The organism is Exiguobacterium sp. s189, assembly GCF_018617615.1.
GTDB lineage: Bacteria > Bacillota > Bacilli > Exiguobacteriales > Exiguobacteriaceae > Exiguobacterium > Exiguobacterium aestuarii_A.
Genome location: NZ_JACSKM010000008.1, coordinates 43,523 through 60,064, shown reverse-complemented (window position 1 = coordinate 60,064; position 16,542 = coordinate 43,523). Strand labels below are relative to the sequence as shown.

At 45.4% G+C, this 16,542-nt stretch carries 16 protein-coding genes; 12 read left to right on the top strand and 4 right to left on the bottom strand.

The annotated features are described in order from the left end of the window. Position 1 precedes the first annotated feature (1 nt). Positions 2–370, bottom strand: a complete 369-nt coding sequence (locus KNO99_RS10995; protein ID WP_214748445.1) for a DUF3899 domain-containing protein — start codon at positions 368–370, stop codon at positions 2–4. A 269-nt stretch (positions 371–639) separates the two neighbouring features. On the opposite strand from KNO99_RS10995, the gene KNO99_RS10990 reads away from it, so the two are divergent. From KNO99_RS10990 to KNO99_RS10970, 5 genes are all read left to right on the top strand, one after another. Continuing rightward, a complete protein-coding gene (locus KNO99_RS10990) occupies positions 640–2,259 on the top strand; it encodes a peptide ABC transporter substrate-binding protein (RefSeq protein WP_214748442.1) in 1,620 nt (539 codons plus the stop codon). A gap of 306 nt (positions 2,260–2,565) precedes the next feature. Continuing rightward, positions 2,566–3,492, top strand: a complete 927-nt coding sequence (opp3b, locus tag KNO99_RS10985) for an oligopeptide ABC transporter permease (RefSeq protein WP_214748439.1) — start codon at positions 2,566–2,568, stop codon at positions 3,490–3,492. Further along, on the top strand, positions 3,492–4,517 hold the full coding sequence (gene opp3C / locus KNO99_RS10980; protein ID WP_371743089.1) for an oligopeptide ABC transporter permease: 1,026 nt from the start codon (positions 3,492–3,494) through the stop codon (positions 4,515–4,517). Before opp3b ends, opp3C begins: the two co-directional genes overlap by 1 nt. Positions 4,518–4,540: 23 nt before the next feature. Then, the gene (locus tag KNO99_RS10975) at positions 4,541–5,614 is read left to right on the top strand and encodes an ABC transporter ATP-binding protein (RefSeq protein WP_214695470.1); all 1,074 of its coding nucleotides are present in this window, start codon (positions 4,541–4,543) and stop codon (positions 5,612–5,614) included. Then, positions 5,614–6,564: an ABC transporter ATP-binding protein gene (locus KNO99_RS10970; protein WP_074035095.1), complete on the top strand. Its 951-nt coding sequence runs from the start codon at positions 5,614–5,616 to the stop codon at positions 6,562–6,564. Before KNO99_RS10975 ends, KNO99_RS10970 begins: the two co-directional genes overlap by 1 nt. A 79-nt stretch (positions 6,565–6,643) precedes the next feature. On the opposite strand, the gene KNO99_RS10965 is transcribed toward KNO99_RS10970, so the two are convergent. Then, positions 6,644–7,177 (bottom strand): HD domain-containing protein, encoded by a 534-nt coding sequence (locus tag KNO99_RS10965; RefSeq protein WP_074035089.1) that lies wholly within the window; start codon positions 7,175–7,177, stop codon positions 6,644–6,646. 220 nt (positions 7,178–7,397) lie between these two features. Here KNO99_RS10965 and KNO99_RS10960 point away from each other — a divergent pair, with 220 nt between their 5' ends. The 4 genes from KNO99_RS10960 to KNO99_RS10945 all read left to right on the top strand — a co-directional run bounded on the left by KNO99_RS10960 (position 7,398) and on the right by KNO99_RS10945 (position 10,236). Further along, positions 7,398–7,535, top strand: a complete 138-nt coding sequence (locus KNO99_RS10960; protein WP_015881216.1) for a hypothetical protein — start codon at positions 7,398–7,400, stop codon at positions 7,533–7,535. Between the two features lie 177 nt (positions 7,536–7,712). Then, positions 7,713–8,111 carry a transcriptional regulator SpxA gene (gene spxA, locus KNO99_RS10955; RefSeq protein ID WP_015881217.1) on the top strand — a complete coding sequence of 133 codons (399 nt, stop codon included), beginning with the start codon at positions 7,713–7,715 and terminating at the stop codon, positions 8,109–8,111. Between the two features lie 171 nt (positions 8,112–8,282). Continuing rightward, positions 8,283–8,939 carry an adaptor protein MecA gene (mecA, locus tag KNO99_RS10950; RefSeq protein WP_214748435.1) on the top strand — a complete coding sequence of 219 codons (657 nt, stop codon included), beginning with the start codon at positions 8,283–8,285 and terminating at the stop codon, positions 8,937–8,939. A gap of 64 nt (positions 8,940–9,003) precedes the next feature. Continuing rightward, positions 9,004–10,236, top strand: a complete 1,233-nt coding sequence (locus KNO99_RS10945) for a DUF2254 domain-containing protein (protein ID WP_214748432.1) — start codon at positions 9,004–9,006, stop codon at positions 10,234–10,236. A 38-nt stretch (positions 10,237–10,274) separates the two neighbouring features. On the opposite strand, the gene KNO99_RS10940 is transcribed toward KNO99_RS10945, so the two are convergent. After that, entirely contained in the window at positions 10,275–11,000 is a 726-nt protein-coding gene (locus KNO99_RS10940) for an SDR family NAD(P)-dependent oxidoreductase (RefSeq protein WP_214748429.1), read from the bottom strand. Positions 11,001–11,083: 83 nt separating this feature from the next. On the opposite strand from KNO99_RS10940, the gene cls reads away from it, so the two are divergent. The 3 genes from cls to pepF are packed head-to-tail and all read left to right on the top strand — an operon-like array spanning position 11,084 to position 15,489. After that, positions 11,084–12,595: a cardiolipin synthase gene (gene cls / locus KNO99_RS10935; RefSeq protein ID WP_214748427.1), complete on the top strand. Its 1,512-nt coding sequence runs from the start codon at positions 11,084–11,086 to the stop codon at positions 12,593–12,595. 12 nt (positions 12,596–12,607) lie between these two features. After that, a complete protein-coding gene (locus KNO99_RS10930; RefSeq protein WP_214748425.1) occupies positions 12,608–13,702 on the top strand; it encodes a competence protein CoiA in 1,095 nt (364 codons plus the stop codon). Next, on the top strand, positions 13,687–15,489 hold the full coding sequence (gene pepF / locus KNO99_RS10925) for an oligoendopeptidase F (protein WP_214748422.1): 1,803 nt from the start codon (positions 13,687–13,689) through the stop codon (positions 15,487–15,489). The genes KNO99_RS10930 and pepF overlap by 16 nt, the downstream gene beginning before the upstream one ends. Before the next feature lie 204 nt (positions 15,490–15,693). Here the strand turns inward: pepF and KNO99_RS10920 are convergent, their stop codons facing one another. Next, positions 15,694–16,467 (bottom strand): DsbA family protein, encoded by a 774-nt coding sequence (locus tag KNO99_RS10920; protein WP_214748419.1) that lies wholly within the window; start codon positions 16,465–16,467, stop codon positions 15,694–15,696. Positions 16,468–16,542 lie beyond the last annotated feature (75 nt).

The following is a 16,542-nucleotide window of genomic DNA, read 5'->3' as shown; positions in this document are numbered from 1 at the left end:
ATTAAATCAACGCAACGAGAAACGAAAGAACGATACTTCCAACACCGACAAACACCCAGTTCCAAGCCGATTGCTTACGGAGTTGCCGATCTTCAGGATCTTCTTCTTCATCTTCTTCATAATCCGCATCAATTTCTTTTAGTTTTGCACGTCGACTTCGTTTGAAACCGTACATAATGCCATCGAACAATCCTGTCGCGCTCATATGTGAAAACATCCCGATTGCAAAAGTGAGAATACCGGAAACGAATAGACCACCACTCAAATGAAACAGGAAAGATTCGCTTCGGAAATATGAAAAAATCGACCAAACCGTATACAGGATTGTGACAATCCCCCAAACAATCAATATATTTCGAAACTTTTTCAATGATGTAATCTCCTTTCACGCCATAAAGGGAACGAGCAACCGTTCCGCGTTTCTTCTATGATACTAGGAAGGTAGGGCATAATGCGAGTATGAAATTCGAATGAGATGATAGCGTTTTATTATGTAGTTGACAGTTTGATTAAAAATTTCTTACAATAGCCCTAACGTTCTTTCGTCGAATACTTTATGAAATATTCAGAAAATTAAAGAAAAAGTAAGATGTTCATTCGACGAATGGCTAGCTTTTTAATACGAAAGGGGAAATCGCAATGAAGAAAAAATCGATTTTGCTCATGATGACGATCATCTTGGCACTCGGTTCAGTACTCGCGGCTTGTTCGACAGGCGGAGACTCTGATGGCGGCGGTTCTTCTTCAAACGGAGAAAAAGTTCTTCGTTTGACGGATACGTCAGACATCACAACAGCCGATCCGGCTCTTGCTACAGATGCGGTCGCATTCAACTTGATCGCCAACACTATGGAAGGTCTTTACCGTCTTGATCAAGATGGAAATGCCGTACCAGCTCTTGCTGAAGGCGAACCAGAAGTAAACGAAGATGAGACGGTTTACACATTCACACTTCGTGATGCGGAATGGTCAAACGGAGAGCCAGTTACAGCCAACGATTTCGTGTATGCATGGCAACGTGCTGTTGATCCTGCAACAGGTTCACAGTATGCATACATCATGAACACAATTAAAAACGCTGAAGCGATTAACACAGGTGACACACCAAAAGAAGAGCTTGGCGTTAAAGCAATCGATGAGAAAACACTCGAAGTTACACTCGAGCGTCCAGACCCATCATTCCTTTCACTTACTTCATTCGGTACATTCACACCGATCAATGAAGCATTTGCAACAGAAAAAGGCGAAGATTTCACGACTGGTCCTGAAAACCTTCTTTACAACGGACCATTCACATGGTCAGAGTGGGATCGTGAACAAGGCTATGTCCTAACGAAAAACGAATCATATTGGGATGCAGAAAATGTTGCTCTTGACGCGGTTGACGTGAAAGTCGTTAAAGAGACATCTACAGTCGTAAACTTGTATGAAGCTGGTGATGTTGACTATGCAGGTCTCGCATCAGAACAAGTTGCTGCTTTCCAAGAAGATGAAGATTACAACACAGGTCTTCGTTCTGCTATCGGATATTTCAAGTTCAACCATGAAGATGAAATCTTCTCTGATGTGAATGCACGTAAAGCAATCGCACGTGCGGTCGATCCAACTGGAATCATCGACCAACTCTTGAACAACGGTTCAATTGCAACAACATCATTCATTCCAAAAGACTTCATCAAATATGAAGACGGAACGGATTACACTGAAGGTGTTGAGTACTTCCAAACAAACGCTGACGAAGCTGCTTCACTTTGGGAAGAAGCAACAGGCGGAGAAGCGACTACAATCGAACTCCTCTCGTTCGATAGCGAAGTTTCAAAACAAATCTCTGAGTACATGAAAGGTCAAATCGAGTCGAACTTACCGAACGTAACGGTCGAAATCGCTCAACAACCTTTCAACAACAAACTTGAGCGTGAAGCAAACGGCGACTACCAAATGTCATTCGCACTTTGGGGACCTGACTACCAAGATCCACTTACGAACCTTGGTATCTTCACATCAGAGAATGGGCAAAACGACATCAACTACGCATCATCTGAATATGACCAGTTGATTGACGAAGCGTCTGCTGAAACAAATATCGATGCACGTTATGACTTGTTCAAAGAAGCTGAGGCTCTCTTAATCGAACAAGACCAAGCGATCATGCCGATTTATCAAGCTGGTGTGGCGTACTTGATTCGTCCAAACATCGAAAACTTTAACCGTCAACTGTTCGGTGCTGATTACCAGTACAAATACGTTGATATCAAGTAATGGGATGAGGGGGCATGCGAACCGCATGTCCCCGATTTTCTAAAAAAATCTATCGACTTAAGAGAAAATACTGTTCAAATGTTTTGTTGGTAAAGTATAATGTAGTAACAGTGAAAATTCAGAATAATCTCTGAAAAGAATATTCTTTGTTTTCAGCCGCTGTGCTAAGAGCCTTGAGATGACGTATACGCTATTCTTTCAGAATATTCCTTTCATTTTGTGAATTTGAAAAATAGGTCATATGTCATAGTGAAGCTGTTGGTGCAAGTAGTAGAAAGAATTAGACAAAACAGGGGGTTTTTATTCATGGGACGTTATATCCTACAACGGCTGACTTACGGCCTCATCACGTTCTTCTTGATTGCCACGTTCACGTTCTTCCTGATGGACCTGCTCCCAGGTTCACCGTATCAGAACCAGGAAAAACTGACAGAATCACAAATTCAATTATTGAATGACCGCTACGGACTCAACGATCCGCTTCCGGTCCGCTATGCGACGTACATCGGAAACATGCTCCAAGGTGACCTTGGCGTTTCATTCCGTACGGCGAACCGTCCAGTAACTGAATTGATTATGGAACGAATTGGTCCTTCGGCACAATTAGGGCTCCAGGCATTAGTTCTCGGAACTCTTGTAGGCGTATTGTTAGGTGTTGTTGCGGCGATTCGTCACAATACGGTCATTGACTATGGTTCAATGTTCGTATCGGTAATCGGGATTTCTGTCCCATCATTCGTTTTTGCAGCCCTCCTTCAGTACTATGTCGGAGTTAAATTGCAATTGCTTCCGGTCGCATTCTGGGATTCTCCAGCTCATACAATATTACCAACAATCTCATTATCGCTCGGTGTCACGGCAGCGATTGCCCGTTTCGTCCGTACCGAGATGTTAGAGGTTACCGGACAAGACTATGTCACGCTCGCGAAAGCGAAAGGGTTGACGGGTAACGCCATCGTGTGGAAACACATGGTTCGTAACGCGATGATTCCTGCCATCACAATTCTTGGACCGATGACAGCTGGACTCTTAACGGGTACGTTCGTTATCGAGAAAATCTTCGCTGTACCAGGCCTAGGAGAATTGTTCGTCACGTCAATCACATTGAACGACTACTCTGTCATCATGGGAACGACATTGTTCTTCTCAGGATTGTTCATTATTATCATTTTACTTGTCGACTTGCTCTATGGGGTTGTTGACCCACGTATTCGTCTTGGGGGGAATAACTGATGATTGAAAACAAAAAGAATTACGAACAGTTCGACCAAGACATGTTCACACCTGTTGAGATGAATGAACAGCTTGGTGAACGAATCGCTGGGAAAAGTTTAAACTTCTGGCAAGATGCATGGATGCGCCTAAAGAAAAACAAAGCGGCCATCATCTCACTATCGATTATTTTGATTCTCGTCGCACTTGCGTTGTTCGGACCGATGTTATCGGGGCGTGATGCCTACGAACAAAACATTTCACAAGCAAAACTTCCGCCAAAAGTCACAGGTCTTGAATGGGCTGGCTTCGATGGAATGGCGACGCTCGGTGGTCGTGATATCGACTTTTACGAGCAAAAGAACGTAGAAGAGAACTTCTGGTTCGGTACGGACTACCTCGGTCGTGATCTCTGGTCACGTATTTGGGAAGGGACACGTATTTCCCTCTTCATTGGTCTCGTTGCGGCCATCATCGATACAATTATCGGAGTGGCATATGGTGGGGTTTCCGCTTACTTTGGTGGGCGTACGGATAACATCATGCAACGTATTGTTGAGATTTTGACAGGTGTACCTAACTTGATCTTAATCATCTTGTTCATCTTGATCTTTGACCCTGGTGTATTCACCATCATCCTCGCCATGGCCATCACAGGTTGGATCGGGATGAGTCGACTCGTTCGTGGTCAGATTTTAAAACTTAAAAACCAAGAGTTTGTCTTGGCAGCTCGCACACTTGGTGCATCTAGTACGCGATTGATTTTCAAACACTTGATTCCAAACACATTGGGTGCGATTATCATCACGCTCATGTTCACGATTCCATCTGCCATCTTCTTCGAGGCATTCCTCAGCTTTATCGGGATCGGGCTTCAACCGCCACAGGCATCACTTGGTACGTTGATTAACGATGGATACAAAGAACTACGGACATTCCCGTTCCTTCTTATTATCCCGTCGGTCATCATCGTCTTGCTCATGGTCAGCTTCAACTTGCTTGCCGATGGCTTGCGTGATGCGTTCGACCCGAAAATGCGTAAATAAAAAAGAAAGAGGGGGACTCGTGCATGGAAACGATTTTATCAGTCCGAGACTTAGAGGTCTCGTTCCACACATATGCAGGAACGGTTCAAGCCGTTCGTGGCGTATCGTTTGATTTGAAAAAAGGCGAGACGCTCGCTATCGTAGGAGAATCGGGTTCAGGTAAATCCGTTACTTCGAAGGCAATCATGCGTCTCATTCCGAACCCTCCAGGTGAAATCACGAACGGAGAAATCATGTTCGAAGGGAAAGACTTGGCGAAACTTTCGGAAAAAGAAATGCTTAAAATTCGTGGTCGCGATATCGCAATGATTTTCCAAGACCCGATGACATCACTTAACCCGACAATGACGATTTACAAACAAATCGCAGAAGGGTTGAAACAACACCAAGGGTTAACAGGTGAGGATGCGAAAAAACGTACGCTCGAATTGTTGACACTTGTAGGAATTCCAAACCCAGAAGCGCGTTTGAAACAGTACCCACACCAACTCTCTGGTGGGATGCGTCAGCGTATCGTTATCGCGATCGCACTCGCATGTAACCCGAAAGTGTTGATTGCCGATGAACCGACAACAGCACTTGATGTTACGATTCAGGCGCAAATTCTTGAACTATTAAAAGACATTCAGCAAAAAACAGGTACAGCGATTATCTTCATCACGCACGACCTTGGCGTTGTTGCGAACATGGCTGACCGTGTCGCTGTTATGTATGCAGGTCGTCTTGTCGAAAAAGGAACGGTCGATGAAATCTTCTACGAGCCACGTCACCCATACACATGGGGACTTCTCGGATCGATGCCGCGTCCGACAGATGACCGTAACGAAGCGTTACCGGCAATCCCGGGTACGCCTCCAAACTTGCTCGATCCTCCAAAAGGGGATGCATTCGCACCGCGTAACCCATACGCAATGAAGATTGATTTTGAGAAAGAGCCACCGATGTTCCAGGTGAGTGATACACACTTTGCTTCTAGTTGGTTATTACACCCACAAGCACCAGCGGTTAGTCCGCCACGTGCGATTCGTGAACTCGCTCTCAAGTATCGTCCGGACAGTGCGTTCGCAAAATCGTTTACGAAAGGTGGTGCTGAATAATGGAACGCGAGAAATTACTCGAAGTAAAAAACCTGAAGCAGCACTTTAAAATTGGCCGTGGCCGCGTCGTCAAAGCGGTCGACGGAATCTCGTTTGATATTTTCAAAGGTGAAGTGCTCGGACTCGTAGGAGAGTCTGGTTGTGGGAAGTCTACGACAGGACGTACGATCATCGGTCTCTACGACGCGACTGACGGTGACGTTGTGTTCAAAGGCGAAAACGTCCACGGTAAAAAATCAAAAGCAGACAAGTTGAAATTCAACCGTGCTATGCAGATGATTTTCCAAGATCCATACGCATCGCTTAACCCGCGTATGACGGTCGCGGATATCATCGCAGAAGGTATTGATATTCACGGTCTTGCGAAGACGAAAGAAGATCGTATGAACCGCGTGTATGACCTTCTTGAGACTGTTGGTTTGACGAAAGAGCACGCGAGTCGTTACCCACACGAATTCTCAGGTGGACAACGTCAGCGTATCGGGATTGCCCGTGCCCTTGCGGTTGAACCAGACTTCATCATCGCCGATGAGCCGATTTCTGCACTTGACGTTTCGATTCAAGCGCAGGTCGTCAACTTGATGAAAGAATTGCAACGCGATCGCGATTTGACGTATTTGTTCATCGCCCACGACTTGTCGATGGTTAAATACATCTCTGACCGTATCGGTGTTATGTATCAAGGTCACCTCGTAGAGCTTGCGACAGCAGATCGCCTTTATGAGAACCCAATTCATGCGTACACGAAATCGCTTCTTTCAGCGATTCCGCTTCCGGACCCGGAGCATGAACGTACACGTAAACGGATCGTATACGAGTCAACTTCGAAAGGTCCAGTTGGACGTTCGGATGAAGATTCGAGTATTCCACCACTTCGCGAAGTCGAGCCAGGACACTATGTCTCGCTCACGGACGAAGAGTACGAAGCATACAAAGCACAACTCGTTTAATACGATGACCCTGACATCTAAATGAAGTCAGGGTTTTTTAGCGCAAAAAAAATAGTCACCTAATGAGCTAGGTGACAGATTATCCGTTTGAAATACGCGGCAAATTTGAGAGGCGTTCAACGATGGCATCGATTTGACGAACGCGAGCTAGTGCATCTTCAATCTCCATTGTCTCATAATGATGAAGACCGCCTGGCTGCTCTACGAACGTATCTGCGTCGTGAACGAGCTGTTGAAGCGGGGTCCGTTGAATTCGACTTGGTGGTAAATAGGAATCGGTATGCAAGAGGATCATGACAGAAATCTCTTTAGCACGGGCAGGGTCTTCCCCGAGACGAATGAGTAGCTTGTGCGCCCGCTCCGCACCTTTAATCGCATGAATATCGTTCTGACGATATAAGTCATAATTCCATTTGCCTTCTGTATACCATTCATAGTGACCGATATCATGAAGTAGCGCAGCTTTCGTCGCTAGATCTGTATCGAGACCACGTTTCGTTGCCATTTCGAGAGCGCGCTCACAAACGTCTACAGCATGTTTTAAGCCTGATCGAGTTAAATATTTCTGGGTAACCGGATGTCCCATAATCGTTTCTAATGTGATTCTCATCATCGCTCTCCTCCTTAAAAGAAAAAGGTTATTTCTATAAACTATACAGGTTTCTTGTATGTAATGCAAATGATATCCGTGTAAAGAAATGTTGAATTCATAAGAATGATTCACATTTCACAAACAAATGTGCTATAATTTACTTGTAGATTAGTGCAAGTTCAAGATTTTCAGAATCGGTAATGCTCGGTCGGTTGCTTACGCTGTATGGGGGTGAGAGGCCATGAAAGAACGTGACAAAGTTCTACGAGAGAAAAAACGACTTTTGAAAGAAGTGTTGAAGAAAAAATTGAAAGACTTGCAAGTCAAGCCAGGGAAAGAGACGGTGTCTCAACCAGTGTCTCGAATCCCGGCATCTTGAGATGGGTCATTCAAGGTCGCATTCAACGAATGCGCCCTCTTTTCATATCTGAATGATAAAGAATATCATTGAAGTTTTAATAATTAAGAATTATTATAATTAAGTGGATGCGAATTTGGGTATACAAATAGAGTCACTTAAAAAGATGGACGCATACTCGATCAGGGAGGAAGAAAAATGGTCACACTTTATACGTCTCCAAGCTGCACATCTTGCCGAAAGGCTCGAGCTTGGCTCGAAGAACATGATATCCCGTTTACAGAACGAAATATATTTTCAGAACCGCTCTCACTTAACGAGATTAAGCAAATCTTACGTATGACAGAAGATGGAACGGATGAGATTATTTCAACTCGTTCTAAAGTCTTTTCTAAAATCGATGTATCCGTTGATGCGTTATCGCTTCAACAATTGTATGATTTGATTCAAGAATATCCGGGCTTACTACGCCGTCCGATTTTGATTGATGAAAAACGACTACAGGTCGGATACAACGAAGATGAGATTCGCCGATTCTTGCCACGGAAGGTTCGAACGTTCCAATTGCAAGAAGCACAGCGACTTGTGAATGAATGAGAGCATACTGTCTAAGCAGTGTGCTTTTTATTATCGATTATTTCCTATAAAATAAAGTTATAACCCGTCATCTAGATTGAACGATGTCAAAAAGGGTACAAAGATAACAAGACAATTTCCCCTCTCCTCCTTATGTGAATTGGGAGCGAGGTGAGAAGGGAGTGGACAATCGTGAAAATTGAGCGCATCAATGACAATACCGTCAAATTTTTCATCACATATGTGGACATCGAAAAACGTGGCTTCGCACGTGATGAAATTTGGTACAACCGAGAACGTGGCGAGCAGCTGTTCTGGCAAATGATGGACGAGGCTCACGAACGTGAAGACATCTCGTTTGATGGTCCACTGTGGATTCAAGTCCAAGCTTTTGAAAAAGGTCTAGAAGTGACCGTGACAATTGCAAAAAATGTGATGGATACGGAAGACGATTCTGAACTCGGTTCGCTTCTTCGCTCGGCGATTGATGAAGCACGAGATCAACAGTCGGTACTCGATCAATTGAGTGAGTTGGATGAGCTCGAAGCGGAAGCAGATGCTTGGGCACCACTCGCAATGGAAACAGATGATTTTGAGGCGATCATTTCACTGAGTAAGCGTGCAGGTGACACGTTCAGTGATCTTGATTTGAAACTATATCATTATCAAGACCGTTACTATTTGTGGATTGATTTCCCGGATGAAATGGAACCTGAAGACGAAGAGAATGCACTCAGTCTTTTGGCAGAATATTTAACATTTAGTACACAGACGCAACCGATGCTTGAAGAGTATGGTAAACTCATTCTCGATGGCGATGTCTTTGCGAAAATGCGTCACTACTTCTAAATGATCAATCGCCTGTTCAGACGGACAGGCGATTTTTTCAAATCAATGGTAAAGAGGTGTTGGTATGGTGAGACGGATTCGACTACTACTCGATGATAGTGCATGGTTCGTTCCATTCCTATATGGGATGGGGGGCATCGTTTTAACAGCGTTAACACAACTGTTCGGTGAATTTTTCCGAGACTTACTACCGGACTTTATTTATTTGGATTTGGACTCGGCGGCGTCTGTACTGTCTTCGACGTTCACGAGTCTTATGACGATGATGACGTTTAGTTTTTCGACAATCCTTGTCGTGTTGACGACCTATTCTTCACAGTTTTCTCCACGGACGATCAATAATTTTTTGACGAACACGTCGGCTAAGCATACGCTTGGTCTCTTCATTATGACGACCGTGTACGGGATTTCGAATTTATTCCTCGTCCGAACGGCAGATGATGGTGTCGTATTATCTTCAGGGATCAGTGTGCTCTTAGTCATTGGTTCGATTTGGGCGTTCGTCAAATTCATTCAGACCATCAGTGTCTCGATTCAGGCGGAACGCTTGTTATCTGCGTTACATAAAGAAGCCCTATCGGTAATCAGTGAGCAAAAAGACGCCATCGAGTCAGATGACGTGAATCTGGTATTACCACGCTCTGTTCATTCGTTTGAGGGTCAAGCGGTACGGGCACCTCAGACGGGCTATATCCGATTATTTTTAAGAGAGAAGCAGGGAGATCATGAGACGGACTTTGAATCGGTCGTAGCCGTTGGTGAATTTGTCGCAAAAGGGGATTTACTCGGATTTTGGAAAGGTGAGGATGCCCCGGACATCGAGCTATTTGAGATCGGCGAAGTGCGGTCCTCGATGCAAGACCCTTCATTTGCGATTGAAAAGTTGAGTGAGATTGCGTTACGTGGAATCTCTCCAGGGATCAATGACCCGAATACGGCGATTCATGCGATTCATTACATCGGGGATATTTTACGGGAGCTTTGCGAACTGCCGGATGGAGATTTTCTATACTCGAACGGGAAATCCGATTGGCATGTGAAGCGAAAAACGCTTGAGACGATTCTTTTTGAATCGCTATCGCCGATGCAGACTTACGCGAGTAAAGACATCTTTGTGATGGGGTCCGTGTTCGAGGCGATTCGAATGTCGCGTCTCCAGGCGCATGAGACGCTGGATTCGACATTTGATGAGATGATTGATTATTTTGAAGATGTCATTGATTGGGAAAGTCTTCATTCGAAAGAACAGAACTATTTACGCAATAAAATAGGGCGAGCTAAAAAGATGACGACATGACAGGAGACCACCTTTTCAAAAGAAGAGGTGGTCTCTGTTCAAGAGAGCGTATATCCGCCATCGACCGTGATGGCTTGTCCATTTATATAGGTTGAGGCATCGGTTAATAAAAATTCGACGACCGGTGCCACTTCTTCCGGTAGGGCGGCATGTCCCCGGAAATGATGGGTCATTGCCTCTTTGAATTTTGCTTCTCCACCGTATAGTTTATGACTGAGCGGTGTATCGACCGGACCGAAACAGACGGCGTTGAATCGAACCTTTCCTTTCATCCGATGTGCGAACGTTTTCGTCAAGGCAACCACAGCGGCCTTCGAGGCGGCGTAATGAGCGAGCATAGGTGGGAATTTGACGTGTCCGACGATGGCGGCGTTGTTGACGACACTCGCTCCCTGAGCAAGCAAAGGGATGACGCGTTGTGTGACGGTGTTCAGTGCATAGAGGTTGATATCAAACACTTCGGTGTATGACTCTTGAGTCAAACGCTCCGGTGTACCGGGTCTACCAAACGTTGCGGCATTGTTGAAAAGACCATGTAACGTCACCCCTTGTTCCTTTAAGTGTCCAAAGAGATGATCAATGTCTTCGGCCGAATGGAGGTCACATTGGATGAATGTGGCCAATCCGTTCGAATCTGATTCGAGAGAAGCCCCCCGTGTCTCATCGCGACCGATTCCGATGACACGATGTCCATTCTCGGTTAACTGCAAGGCGACGGCGCGCCCAATCCCGCTTGTCGCACCTGTGATTAGAAAAGTCCCCATAATTCATTCGCTCCCCTCAAAAAATTGGCGTTACGATGTATAATTAATGATAATACATGACAGAAACGAGGTCAGGTTATAATATGTTGCGACGAATACAAGTACTCTTTTCCCTTATTTTGCTCGCAGGACTCATTGCGATATTATCGTATTACTGGAGCTCACAAGTGATCGGGCTCTTCTCGATTCTTGTCTTTTTGACAACGTTCAGTATTTTGCTTGTGATTTTGCTTGAAAATCGCAACCCGCAACGCACGTTGATCTGGGCGATTGTCATGATTGGCTTTCCTGTCATCGGGCTATTTGCGTACTTTGTGTTCGGTCAAAACTATCGTCGTAAGCGGATGTTCAAAGAAAAGGCGATGCTCGACGAAGAGACGTACTTGGCTTATCGGCAAAAAGCGATGACGCTCTCTCCGTCACTGATGTTTGCGCATGACGATTATGAGAAGTTGATGCATCTCACCTCTTCGTTGAATCAATTACCTGTCTCTTCGAATACGTACACGCAAGTCTTGACGAACGGTCGTGAAAAATTCTCGAAGTTACTGCCTGCTCTGAAAGGGGCGACACGGCACATCCATCTCGAGTATTACATTTTTCGGGAAGACCGTATTTCTCGGGAAATTCAGCGTATTTTAATCGAGAAGGCCAAAAAAGGGGTCGAAGTTCGATTCTTATATGATGCTGTCGGTTCCATCCATACGAGCAGTACGTTTTTCGATGAGATGAAGCAAGCCGGCGTTCAAGTACAGGCATTCTTTCCGGTCGTCCTTCCGCTCGTGTCGAGTAAGACGAACTATCGAAACCATCGGAAAATTGTCGTTATCGATGGGACAGAGGCGTTCACTGGAGGTTTGAACGTAGGGGATGAGTATTTAGGCGAACATTCAAAATTTGGTTTCTGGCGCGACACCCACCTGTATGTCAGAGGAGAAGGGGTGTCCGAGTTACAGTTAATCTTTTTACAAGACTGGTATTACATGACGGGGGAACGGCTGTTCACGCCATTCTATTTAGAACCGCTCGAAACGGTACGAAGCGCGAGTGGAGGCGTCCAAATCGTTGCCAGCGGACCCGATGAACCGTATGAGACGATGAAATCGATTTATTTCTCGTTGATCAATGCTGCGAAAAAGTCCGTCTATATTTCCTCCCCGTATCTGATTCCGGATGAGGACATTATGAGTGCTTTGAAGACAGCATCTCTATCGGGCATCGATGTTCGGATCGTCTTACCGAGCTATCCGGACCATAAAATCGTCTTTTATGCGAGTCGTTCCTATTATGAGGAGTTGCTGTTGGCCGGGGTAAAGATTTATTTGTACGAAGAAGGATTCATGCATTCAAAAGTCATCGTCGTCGATGACGGACTTGCCACGATTGGGACTGCGAACATGGATTTTCGTAGTTTCCATTTGAACTTCGAAGTGAATGCTCTCCTGTACAACACGAACTCGGTCCATCAGTTGAAACAAGACTTATATCATGATTTCGAAGGGTCTCACGAACTTGTATTAGAAGATTTTGCGAAGCGCTCATTTTTTGTAAAACTCGTAGAATCATTGGCCAGAATGTTTTCACCACTACTATAAGGGGGGAGCAAGATGCGGTTTGCGATCGGTCGAGAAGGGGGTATCGTTGATTCCTTTACTCTAAATCGAATGCAGGCGGAGCAGCTTGCTCCTTTTCGATGTCCGACGTGCCAGGAAATGTTGATTCTAAAGCAAGGAGCGAAACGTCGGCTACATTTCGCCCACATCCATACGTGCGGGAGAACGGAATCCGTTACGCACCATCAGGATAAATGGGCAGTGTGCCAATGGCTTCAAGAAAGAGGATACCCTGTCGACCAAGAAGTGACGATTAAGAATCGTCGGGCAGACATTCTTACAAATGTGGATGAGTTGCCAACCGTGTTTGAGATTCAGGCATCTCCATTGGTAGCGGAAGAGTATGTCGCACGAACGAATGATTATAAACGAGCAGGTTTGGATGTAATTTGGCTCGCGAGCGGTCTTGATTTAAAGATGAACCAATCGTTTCAACCGTGGATGCGCCTTGAACTGTTTCGGCGACACCGGTTGATGACAGTGAAAAATGGACAGTTGGTGCGTTTCAATGGGTTTCCCATTTCAATCAAGTATGGAATCGGGAATTGGGAAGTCTCGTCCTCAGTGACCACTTCCCCCTATGAAGCATATTATCGATTCAATGCATTGGAATGGACGGAGATGATTCGACGAAAGCGAATGTCACCCATCTATCCATCCCCAAAGAATCGACGTCTCATTTTAAATCGTCTGTACCCATTAGGGGTGATCCCCGCCTTGTTACCGACAGCCTGCTATCTTCCCCTCACGTCACTTTGGGGAATACACATTCATCCGATTGAGTTTCAAATCGTCCTCTATTTAAATCGCTATGAGTCACCGAATGATTCAGTGGAATGGAGCATTCAAAAGACGTGCCGCCAGTTCGGAGTGACACCGACAAGCGACTTTTCTCAGTCATTTCATGTACAATGGAAACAACTCTTGAATGCATGTCGTCTATCGTGTGATGTCACGACTTGGGTGCTTCCAATCACCTATGAAGATGCGAGACGTCACGATACACGATTGTTTCAAGGACTTCAGCGATTGATGTTACAATCGACGAACCAATCAGAAAAGGGAGTGAACGTATGTCAGAAGTATTGACACGACAACAAGTTCCAGTCGAAGAGACGTGGAACTTAGAGACGATCTACAGTAACGACCAAGCATGGGAAGCAGATTTTCAAGCATTGAAAGAGCAGGTACCGGCATTAATCGGATTTAAAGGAAAACTCGGTGAATCGGCAGAAACGTTATACGAAGCGTTACAACTCCGGGATGAGCTTTCTCGTAAGTTACATAAGCTGTATACGTACGCGCACATGCGTTATGACGAAGATACAGCGAACAGTCATTATCAGGCATTGAATGACCGTGCGGGCTCACTCGCCTCGCAAATTTCAGCCCAACTCGCATTCATGACGCCAGAGCTTCTTTCAATCGATGAAGCTCAAATTGAAGCCTTTATGGAACAACACGAGTCACTTCGCGTCTATCGTCATGCGTTCGATGAGTTGGCGCAAGAACGTCCACACGTACTGACGGAAGCGGAAGAGGCGATTCTTGCACAGGCAGGAGACGTGCTCGGACAATCGAGTTCGACGTTCGGTATGCTCAATAACGCGGATTTGAAATTCCCGAAAGTGAAGAACGAAAAAGGGGAAGAGGTCGAATTGACGCACGGACGTTACATCACGTTCCTCGAATCGAGTGACCGAAGTGTCCGTGAGAACGCCTTTAAAGCAATGTACGGAACGTACGGGCAGTATTTGAACACGTTTGCCTCGACGCTTTCAGGCAGTGTGAAAAAAGACAACTTCTATGCAAGTGTCCGTAAATTTGAGAGTGCGCGTCAGGCAGCCCTTCACCACAATGCGATTCCAGAGTCTGTGTATGACGGTCTAGTCGAAGCGGTCAACGAGCGTCTTGATTTACTACATCGATATGTCGCATTGCGGAAACGCGCGCTCGGATTGGATGAGTTGCACATGTATGATTTATATACACCACTCGTCAAAGATGTAGAGATGAAGGTATCGTACGAGGAAGCGAAACAGTTGATGGTTGATGGTTTGGCACCACTCGGAGAAGAGTACGTTCAAATCGTCAAAGACGGTCTCGATTCACGTTGGGTCGACGTACGAGAGACACGCGGTAAACGGAGCGGGGCATATTCATCAGGAGCATATGATACACAACCGTTCATCCTTATGAACTGGCAGGACAACGTCAACAACTTGTTCACGCTCGCGCATGAGTTCGGTCACTCGGTGCATAGCCATTACACGCGTACGTCACAGCCGTATCCGTATGGTGACTATTCAATCTTTGTAGCAGAAGTCGCGTCGACGACAAACGAAGCGTTATTGAACGACCATTTATTGAAAACGCGGACGGCAAAAGAAGAACGTCTCTACTTGTTGAACAATCAACTCGAAACATTCCGTGGGACGTTGTTCCGTCAAACGATGTTCGCTGAGTTTGAGCATATGATTCACAAGGCTGCCCAAGAAGGCGTATCGCTCACACCTGAATATTTGAATGAGACGTACTTAGAGTTGAACAAACGCTACTTCGGAGAAGAAATCGTCATCGATGAAGAGATTTCATATGAATGGGCTCGTATCCCGCACTTCTATTACAATTACTATGTCTATCAATATGCGACGGGTATCTCAGCATCGGCAGCGTTGTCGCAACAGATCATGGAAGAGGGAGAGCCGGCCGTACGTCGTTACATCGATAACTTCCTCAAAGCTGGGTCTAGCGACTATTCAATCGAGGTCTTGAAAGCGGCAGGTGTCGATATGACGACGAAAGAACCGGTACTCAAAGCGCTTGATCAGTTCGAAGCAGTGCTCGATGAAATGGAATCATTATTGTTCTCGTGAACAATATGTGACAATATGCACAAACCAGTTGTCAGATGAAGCGGGACTCGGTATATTATAAGTGTGAAATCAATCACAAACCCCTTTATTGACCGTAAACTTTCTCCCATCTTGTAGGCCTTCCCCGGGCCTCAAGGTACGACGGCTCTTGTCCCCGCTTGAGACGTCAAAAACCCCACGGCTCCCCGGCCGTGGGGTTCTTTTTTATTTCGTTTGCGCCCATGCTTCACCGCTACATCCCGGTACAGGACGGCAGCGTTGCTGCAAGGAGAGCTTCTTCAGTTCGCGTTCAATCACAGTTTTATCTAAGTCTAGAATATACGATAGTTCAGTAATCGTCGACGCGTCATAACGAGCCAACACTTTAGCTACATCCCAGTCGGTCGAACGGCTCGGAGCGTAACCGAGCAACTCGGTCATGACCGATTGATACACGTCGTACGGATAGACACCTTCAATCTTCAATGCTTCATCGCGCGTCACGAACGTAAGAGCGGGCAATGACTCAATCTCCCAATCTTTCAGCACTTGATGATCGACTGCTAAAGCATTCAAGAGCTGGTTCGATTGAAGATCGGCTTCAAGTTCATCCAAATCAAGACCGTACTCTTCGAAAGACCGTGCGATTTCCCATAAATCAATTGAGCCTAACTGTTTACCAGAGAATAAATCATTCACCTGCAAATGACGTAAAAAACGCATCGCATGACGTTTCCCTTGTAATTCTAGCGCTTTGATCATTGTGAGAAGGCGAACTTCTTCCTGACATCCGCCAACACAGCTAGGAACGGTAGAGACCATTCGGAAACGAATCACATGTCCGTATTCAATCTCTAACTTTTTGATCAGTGTCATCACGTGAAAATTTTCAGGACTCGAGATGTCCATGAAATAGAATAACTCCAATGGCTTATACGTTACTTGAATAGGAGTTTCTTCCAGTGAACAGGATGACCCATTACATTGTTCAAGTTCCATTTGTGTCGCCTCCTCTCGGCAAAAAACTCATTTAATGTTGTAAACTCATTGTAGCAACGAAAAAAAAAGGTTGGC

Excerpts from the sequence above, each read along its gene's own strand:
- pepF (WP_214748422.1), top strand. The coding sequence starts at position 13,687 with ATGTCAGAAGTATTGACACGACAACAAGTTCCAGTCGAAGAGACGTGG.
- KNO99_RS10930 (WP_214748425.1), top strand. The coding sequence starts at position 12,608 with ATGCGGTTTGCGATCGGTCGAGAAGGGGGTATCGTTGATTCCTTTACT.
- KNO99_RS10940 (WP_214748429.1), bottom strand. The coding sequence starts at position 11,000 with ATGGGGACTTTTCTAATCACAGGTGCGACAAGCGGGATTGGGCGCGCC.
- KNO99_RS10945 (WP_214748432.1), top strand. The coding sequence starts at position 9,004 with ATGGTGAGACGGATTCGACTACTACTCGATGATAGTGCATGGTTCGTT.
- KNO99_RS10965 (WP_074035089.1), bottom strand. The coding sequence starts at position 7,177 with ATGATGAGAATCACATTAGAAACGATTATGGGACATCCGGTTACCCAG.
- KNO99_RS10920 (WP_214748419.1), bottom strand. The coding sequence starts at position 16,467 with ATGGAACTTGAACAATGTAATGGGTCATCCTGTTCACTGGAAGAAACT.
- opp3b (WP_214748439.1), top strand. The coding sequence starts at position 2,566 with ATGGGACGTTATATCCTACAACGGCTGACTTACGGCCTCATCACGTTC.
- KNO99_RS10990 (WP_214748442.1), top strand. The coding sequence starts at position 640 with ATGAAGAAAAAATCGATTTTGCTCATGATGACGATCATCTTGGCACTC.
- cls (WP_214748427.1), top strand. The coding sequence starts at position 11,084 with ATGTTGCGACGAATACAAGTACTCTTTTCCCTTATTTTGCTCGCAGGA.
- KNO99_RS10975 (WP_214695470.1), top strand. The coding sequence starts at position 4,541 with ATGGAAACGATTTTATCAGTCCGAGACTTAGAGGTCTCGTTCCACACA.
- spxA (WP_015881217.1), top strand. The coding sequence starts at position 7,713 with ATGGTCACACTTTATACGTCTCCAAGCTGCACATCTTGCCGAAAGGCT.
- KNO99_RS10970 (WP_074035095.1), top strand. The coding sequence starts at position 5,614 with ATGGAACGCGAGAAATTACTCGAAGTAAAAAACCTGAAGCAGCACTTT.
- opp3C (WP_371743089.1), top strand. The coding sequence starts at position 3,492 with ATGATTGAAAACAAAAAGAATTACGAACAGTTCGACCAAGACATGTTC.
- KNO99_RS10960 (WP_015881216.1), top strand. The coding sequence starts at position 7,398 with ATGAAAGAACGTGACAAAGTTCTACGAGAGAAAAAACGACTTTTGAAA.